Raw genomic sequence first — 6623 nt, 5'->3', positions numbered from 1 at the left:
ATAACTATTCCGGCAAAAATCTTATTAATTTTCGCTAAAAAATACCTCAAAATAGCAAATCAATTAGAAATGTTCACAGAACCTAATATTAATTTTTTCCGATTTTTTAAAAAAATTAGCAGCTGCGATTTTAGCTATATTTTTTTGGTTCTCCAGTTCTTTTTCAGATAACTCCAAAAGCTCATTTTTTTCAAAATAATCTAATATTTCTTGCTCTTCTTCAGTCAATTTGTATTTTTTCATAATCTAAACCTTAGTTTGACAATATCATTCTAACTTTAGGAATATTGATAATACATAGTAAATAGATTTTGTTATTGTAGTGGATTTAGTGGTGGGTTTGAGAAGACTTGAACTTCCGACCTCACGCTTATCAGGCGTGTGCTCTAACCAGCTGAGCTACAAACCCACAATTAAAGGATATTGTGGATGTGGTGAGCTCGCCGGGATTCGAACCCGGGACCCTTTGATTAAAAGTCAAATGCTCTACCAACTGAGCTACGAGCTCTTAAATATATTTGTACCTGATGTCATCCCCGCGTAGGCGGGGATCCAGAAAAATAACTTCAATATTGATACAGAAGTTACATGTTTGTATAGAATAAACCTATAAAAACAAGTTTTTTATAGGTTTTACTGGATTCCCGCCTACGCGGGAATGACATATAAATGAGTCATGCAATAACACCAGCAAGGCTACAGGATGACACCTAAGTATAAAATATATTCAAAAATTATGTTTTACTTTATCGCCGAAAAAGGCTAATCTGTCAACAATTATTTTTTAATTTAAATATAGGCAGTTTATGCAGCATCAGGACGTGGCTATAATTATTCCCTCAAGGCTAAGTTCAACTAGGCTTAAACAAAAACCTTTACAACTTATCGGCTCTATAACTTTAATCGAGAGAGTATTTAAACAAGTAATTCAGGCGGGCCTTGAGCATACATACGTTGCGACCGACTCGGAAGAGATAGCAAACATTATTAAAAAAGCTGGAGGGAAAGTAATATTCACGGATAGTGCTATCCCAACCGGTACTGACCGTACTTACGAAGCTTTTAAATTAATTCCAAATAATCAAAATATTAATTACATAGTTAATGTACAGGGAGATATGCCTTTCATTGAACCTAGCTCTATTTTGAAAATTATAGAATATTTAAAAAACAGCGAATACGATATTGTTACACCGGTAGTAAAAGTAGATAGGGAATCAGTGGAAGCTAGTAGTAATGTTACCGTAGCCGTTGACTCGGCAGGGAAAGCATTGTATTTTTCGCGTAGTCTTATTCCAAACGGTGCAGAAGAATTTTTATATCATATAGGCATGTATGGCTTTCGTAAAAGTGCTTTAGAAAAATTTGTATCTCTTAAGCCAACTTTTTTAGAAAAAACAGAACGTTTAGAACAATTACGTATTCTTGAAAATGGTATGACTATAGGTACATGTCTAGTTGATAATGTTCCTATTTCCGTAGATACGGAAGAAGATTTAAAAAAAGCAATAAAATTTTACGAAAATATTAGTAAAATAGGTTTATAATAAATAATGGTACGTTTCATTTTTGTTACTGGAGGCGTTGTTTCGTCACTCGGTAAAGGTCTAACCGCTGCATCTCTTGCTATGCTATTGCAAGCGAAAGGATTTAAAGTGTGCGTACGAAAACTAGACCCTTATCTTAACGTCGACCCTGGGACTATGAATCCTCACGAACACGGGGAAGTATATGTAACGGATGACGGAGCAGAAACCGATCTAGATCTTGGGCATTATGAACGTTTTACCGGAGTTTCCTCATGCAAGTTTGATAGCATAACTACAGGAGCGATATACTCAAAATTACTTAAAGATGAACGTCTAGGAAATTACACCGGTGTCACTGTTCAAGTTATCCCGCATGTTACGAATATAATAAAAGATTTTATACTCTCAAACACCAAGGGTTTTGATTTTATTATTTGTGAAATAGGCGGTACGGTTGGTGATATTGAGGGTTTACCGTTTTTTGAAGCTATAAGGCAAATCGGTAATGAATTAAAAAGCGGAAATTGTTTATTTATTCATTTAACATTATTACCTTATGTTAAAACTGCCCGTGAATTAAAAACAAAACCTACTCAACACTCAGTTAAAGAATTACGCTCTATAGGTATTTCACCTAATATGTTATTGTGTCGTGCAGAACGTAACATTTCAAAACGTGAAATAGATAAAATAGCTTTATTTTGTAATATAGAGTCTGAATATGTTATTCCAGTAATAGATCAAAAAAATATATATTTAGTACCGATTGCATATCACAATTCAGGTCTTGACAATAAAGTATTAAAATTTTTTAATATTAATGTTATGCCGTCTAAATTAGATAAATGGTATGAGATAATTGATAGGCTAAAAAATTCTAACTCTAAAGTAAGAATTGCTATAATAGCTAAATATCATAAATTAAAAGATGCTTATAAATCAGTAATCGAAGCACTTGACCATGCCGGTATTTATTATAAATATAAAATTGATCTAGTATGGATAAATGCTGAAAATCTAACTGAAGAGAATATTAATAAAAAATTATTAGGCGTAGACGGAATTTTAGTTCCGGGAGGATTTGGAGAACGAGCAACTGAAGGAAAAATTATAGCAATAAAATATGCTCGCACTAATAACATACCTTTTTTAGGTATATGTCTCGGTATGCAACTTGCGATGATTGAAATAGCTCAAAATTTAATCGGTATTAAAGATGCAGTAACGGAAGAATTTAAAGTAGACGGTACAAAAATTATTGAGAAAATAAATAAAAGCTGTGAAGACTCGAAAATAACTATAGAAAATGTAAAAAAGACTATGCGACTCGGTTCTTACCCTTGTAGTTTAGTCCCAAATACGATTGCAGCTAATGCTTATAACAAACTTGAAATAAACGAAAGACATCGTCATAGATATAAATTAAACAATGAATTTCAAAATATTTTTGAAAAAAACGGGATAGTATTTAGCGGTTTTTCTGAAGATAAACAAATTGTAGAAATAATTGAATTACCTTTTTTAAGATGGTTTGTGGGAGTACAATTTCATCCCGAGTTTAAATCTAAGCCGTTTGAAGCTCATCCGTTATTTATTCAGTTTGTTAAAGCTGCAATTGAGTATACTCAGAAATAAAATAAAAAGAGTTATACAAAGTTCAACGAGTATAAAAATAATCAACAATATATGGGGTTATTTTAAAAGACCTTGACATAGTTTTTATTATAGTCTAGGTTGCATTAGATTTCTTTCTAAATTCGCTTATAGGGAGGAATTTGAAGGAGACACGGAACACAGAACCACAGCGTACACACTAGTACGTGAGGATTCGAGTACCGGATCGACGTACAAATTACCTCTAGAAGTAGAGTTTGGGAAGAAATCTAAAAAAATAAGCTCATAGTAAATTAATGGATACCGTGAATTCTAATTTCACAATGTGGAACAGGGCAAGAAATAGTAGATTTAGACATATCGTATGGCCGATTAGATCGTATGAATTAACCAAATTCATTCCGATGGCTTTACTAATGTTCTTTATCTTACTTAATCAAAACTTAGTTCGTAGTATTAAAGATAGTTTTGTTGTTACCTTAATTAGCTCAGAAGTTCTTAGTTTTATTAAGCTTTGGGGTGAAATGCCCATGGGTATTTTATTTGTTATTCTTTATTCCAAACTCTGTAATATTATGACTACAGAGCAAGTTTTTAGAATAATTACCGGTACTTTTTTATTTTTCTTCGCAATTTTTGGTTTTGTTCTATTCCCCTATAGAGATTTCTTCCATCCCGATCCTGAGTTAGTCGAGCATTATATAACACTTTTTCCTCATTTAAAATGGTTTTTAATAATTTGGGGACAGTGGAGTTTAGTATTATTTTATATTATGGGGGAACTATGGCCAGTAATAGTATTTACCCTTTTATATTGGCAGCTTGCAAATAAAATTACTAAAATCGAAGAAGCACCAAGATTTTACTCATTTTTTACTTTATTTGGACAAACTAATTTACTTATCTCGGGAACTATAATTATTTATTTTGCTAAGAGCAATCATTTCTTACTACCTTTATTTTCCCATCTGAATGATTCAAATGAGATTCTTTTAAAATCATTCATTACGGTTATTTTAATATCCGGATTAATTTGTCTAGCTCTCCATAAATTTATTGATAAGTCAGTTGTAGAAACCGACAAAAATATTAAATTTAAAAATCAAAGAACAGATATATTAAAATTAAGCTTAGTCGAAAGTGCGAAAGTAATATTAACTTCTAAATATCTTGGCCTTATTTGTCTTCTTGTAATGTCTTATTCTATGAGTATTAGCTTAATAGAAGGATTATGGATGTCAAAAATAAAACAACTTTACCCTACAACAAAAGATTTTATTTCATATCACGGTGAAGTGTTTTTTTGGACAGGAGTACTTACTTTAGTTAGTGCATTTTTAGGGAGTAGTTTAATTAGAATATGCGGTTGGTTTTGGGGAGCTATTATAACACCGATTATGATGTTTGGAGCAGGCGTTATGTTCTTTTCATTTACAGTTTTTGAAAATCACTTAGAAAATATCGTAAACACTCTTGGCTATAGTTCACCGCTTGTTGTTATAGTTTTTATCGGCGGGCTTTGGCATGTACTTTCTAAATCCGTAAAATATTCACTTTTCGATGCTACTAAAGAAATGGTTTATATTCCACTTGATAGTGAAATGAAGACCAAAGGTAAAGCAGTTGTTGATGTGATGGGTACTAAAATCGGTAAATCCATAGGTGCTATTATTCAATTTATATCTTTTAGCATTTTCCCAAACGCAGTACATAACGATATAGCCGGATTATTAATGTTTAGCTTTATTATCGTATGTCTATTATGGCTATACGGCGTAAAAGTTTTGTCGAAACATTATAATAAGATGATACAACGCTAAACTCTTACTAAGAGCGGTTCACGATTTAATATAATACGCTCGATAAATGTAGCAACACTAATAATATACCCAATTACATACTTATCTCTCCGGATATTAGTACCCAATTCCTATCACAATATGTAGAAACGTCTTCAATAGATTCAAATATATCTTTCAGAGAAATAGGGGTAAGAGGAGTCGAGTCTTGAACCTCTATTCTACCTATATGAAAGAAACGTTGCCCCTCGTTAATCCAGCCTGATTCTTTTAAATAATTTTCTAAATTTGTAACTGCTTTACACATTGTCTCTCCTGATTTAGATACGAAAGAAACACATCCTTTTATCATTTCTTTAATAAACTGCTTTGTAGGAGACATATTTACTTCTTTAAATCCACTATTTTTATGCTGTTCAAATAATAGTTTTGTAGGCTTTTTATTATTATAGTTTTTTTGAAACTGATGCTTAATTCCGTCACCATGCTCAATAAAAAATTCAATGGATGGCTTTATATGATCACATGGATTATCTATTGTACCTTGCTTTGATACTGCCGTAAAATCAGGGGCTACTTTTATTGGAGCTACTTTTACCATAGAAAATAAATTTGTTAAGTTTAAAAGCATAACTAATCCGGGTAATTTCATAATTAAATCCTAAATATTAAAAAACATTAATTAAGAAGCTTACTGGAAATTAAAAAAGTTACTACTAATTATTAAATATATATTATAAATATTTAATAATTGTGATTTTTAAAACAAATAATTCTTTATAGTTTTAGTATTTTTTTGAATCCCCGCTTTTGCAGGGAGGCTTTGTTATAACGCTGAGTTTTGAAATTCCTCTCCTGCTAATTCTGTATCAAGCAAATCAAAAGCCTCATCCAAGCACTTATATACTGCATTTTCTTGAGCTACTTCCGAATAATCTTCGATTAACCCTAGATTTTGACAAGTGGTAACAAGTTTAGCTTTTAAACCATAACTCTCTTGATTTTCAATATAATCTAATATTATTTTTGAAACAGATTGGCTGCTATCTTTTGCTTTTTCATATTTATTTTTTAAGTTCTGTAATCTATCAACATATACTCTTAACGTCTCTACTTCTTTACTTTGATATATTAAGCCCTCTATTTTTTCAATTCGTTTTATTAACCGCTCTGCCTTTTCATGCGGTTCTTTACATTGTCTTACTAAATTTGCTTTTGTAAAATTAGTATTAGCATTATTATGTATTAATAGTGAAAGAATAATTTTGTTTTCTACTGAGTTACGACCACAGTAATGTAATATTTCACTCATCTGTTTATAGTCATTCACCCTAGCACCATATTCAAGTAACATTTTGGCTTTTTCAAAATTACCTGTAACATCTAAAGCAGTATTACCATTCTCATCTTGTATATTAGGATCAATATTTTTTTGAAGTAACTCTTTAAGGTCGGCTAAGTCAGTTACATAATGTAGGGTACTTTTGTTTTCTGTGCTATCTACCGCATCAAAACTAACATCTTTACTGTTCTTACTATTAAGATTATTGTTAATACTAATACGTAAATCATGAAACACATCTGGAACGGTTTTACATTTTTTTTGTATTACTCCCCTTTCCTATACAAGATTTAAAAACATTTATTAACTTAGAAATTTTAGGCATAGTTATCTTCTTTT

6 protein-coding genes, 2 tRNA genes and 1 pseudogene are annotated in these 6623 nt (G+C 31.3%); 4 read left to right on the top strand and 5 right to left on the bottom strand.

The window, feature by feature from the left end; genetic code table 11:
* Positions 1-63 precede the first annotated feature (63 nt).
* The 3 genes from AC1Z7D_RS05340 to AC1Z7D_RS05330 form a co-directional block, all read right to left on the bottom strand.
* On the bottom strand, positions 64-243 hold the full coding sequence (locus AC1Z7D_RS05340; protein WP_482602623.1) for a hypothetical protein: 180 nt from the start codon (positions 241-243) through the stop codon (positions 64-66).
* 89 nt (positions 244-332) lie between these two features.
* A tRNA-Ile gene (locus tag AC1Z7D_RS05335) sits at positions 333-409 on the bottom strand.
* A gap of 23 nt (positions 410-432) precedes the next feature.
* Positions 433-508 (bottom strand) — tRNA-Lys (locus tag AC1Z7D_RS05330).
* 298 nt (positions 509-806) lie between these two features.
* Here AC1Z7D_RS05330 and AC1Z7D_RS05325 point away from each other — a divergent pair.
* From AC1Z7D_RS05325 to tlc2, 4 genes and pseudogenes are all read left to right on the top strand, one after another.
* Positions 807-1547 carry a 3-deoxy-manno-octulosonate cytidylyltransferase gene (locus AC1Z7D_RS05325; protein ID WP_482602621.1) on the top strand — a complete coding sequence of 247 codons (741 nt, stop codon included), beginning with the start codon at positions 807-809 and terminating at the stop codon, positions 1545-1547.
* Between the two features lie 6 nt (positions 1548-1553).
* Positions 1554-3164, top strand: a complete 1611-nt coding sequence (locus tag AC1Z7D_RS05320; RefSeq protein ID WP_482602619.1) for a CTP synthase — start codon at positions 1554-1556, stop codon at positions 3162-3164.
* 106 nt (positions 3165-3270) lie between these two features.
* Positions 3271-3414 (top strand): annotated as a pseudogene (locus tag AC1Z7D_RS05315) (palindromic element RPE1 domain-containing protein); the annotation flags it as partial.
* A 25-nt stretch (positions 3415-3439) separates the two neighbouring features.
* A complete protein-coding gene (gene tlc2, locus AC1Z7D_RS05310; RefSeq protein ID WP_482602617.1) occupies positions 3440-4963 on the top strand; it encodes a nucleotide exchange transporter Tlc2 in 1524 nt (507 codons plus the stop codon).
* Positions 4964-5036: 73 nt separating this feature from the next.
* Here the strand turns inward: tlc2 and AC1Z7D_RS05305 are convergent, their stop codons facing one another.
* Together AC1Z7D_RS05305 and AC1Z7D_RS05300 are read right to left on the bottom strand one after the other, a co-directional pair.
* A complete protein-coding gene (locus AC1Z7D_RS05305) occupies positions 5037-5594 on the bottom strand; it encodes a hypothetical protein (RefSeq protein WP_482602615.1) in 558 nt (185 codons plus the stop codon).
* A gap of 174 nt (positions 5595-5768) precedes the next feature.
* Entirely contained in the window at positions 5769-6521 is a 753-nt protein-coding gene (locus tag AC1Z7D_RS05300) for a hypothetical protein (RefSeq protein ID WP_482602613.1), read from the bottom strand.
* Positions 6522-6623 lie beyond the last annotated feature (102 nt).

This window comes from Rickettsia sp. (assembly GCF_965035265.1).
This window is presented reverse-complemented; position numbering and strand designations above follow the sequence as displayed.

Bases quoted from the DNA above. Each gene is read 5' to 3' on its own strand.
- tlc2 (WP_482602617.1), top strand. From the start codon at position 3,440: ATGGATACCGTGAATTCTAATTTCACAATGTGGAACAGGGCAAGAAAT.
- AC1Z7D_RS05305 (WP_482602615.1), bottom strand. From the start codon at position 5,594: ATGAAATTACCCGGATTAGTTATGCTTTTAAACTTAACAAATTTATTT.
- AC1Z7D_RS05325 (WP_482602621.1), top strand. From the start codon at position 807: ATGCAGCATCAGGACGTGGCTATAATTATTCCCTCAAGGCTAAGTTCA.
- AC1Z7D_RS05340 (WP_482602623.1), bottom strand. From the start codon at position 243: ATGAAAAAATACAAATTGACTGAAGAAGAGCAAGAAATATTAGATTAT.
- AC1Z7D_RS05320 (WP_482602619.1), top strand. From the start codon at position 1,554: ATGGTACGTTTCATTTTTGTTACTGGAGGCGTTGTTTCGTCACTCGGT.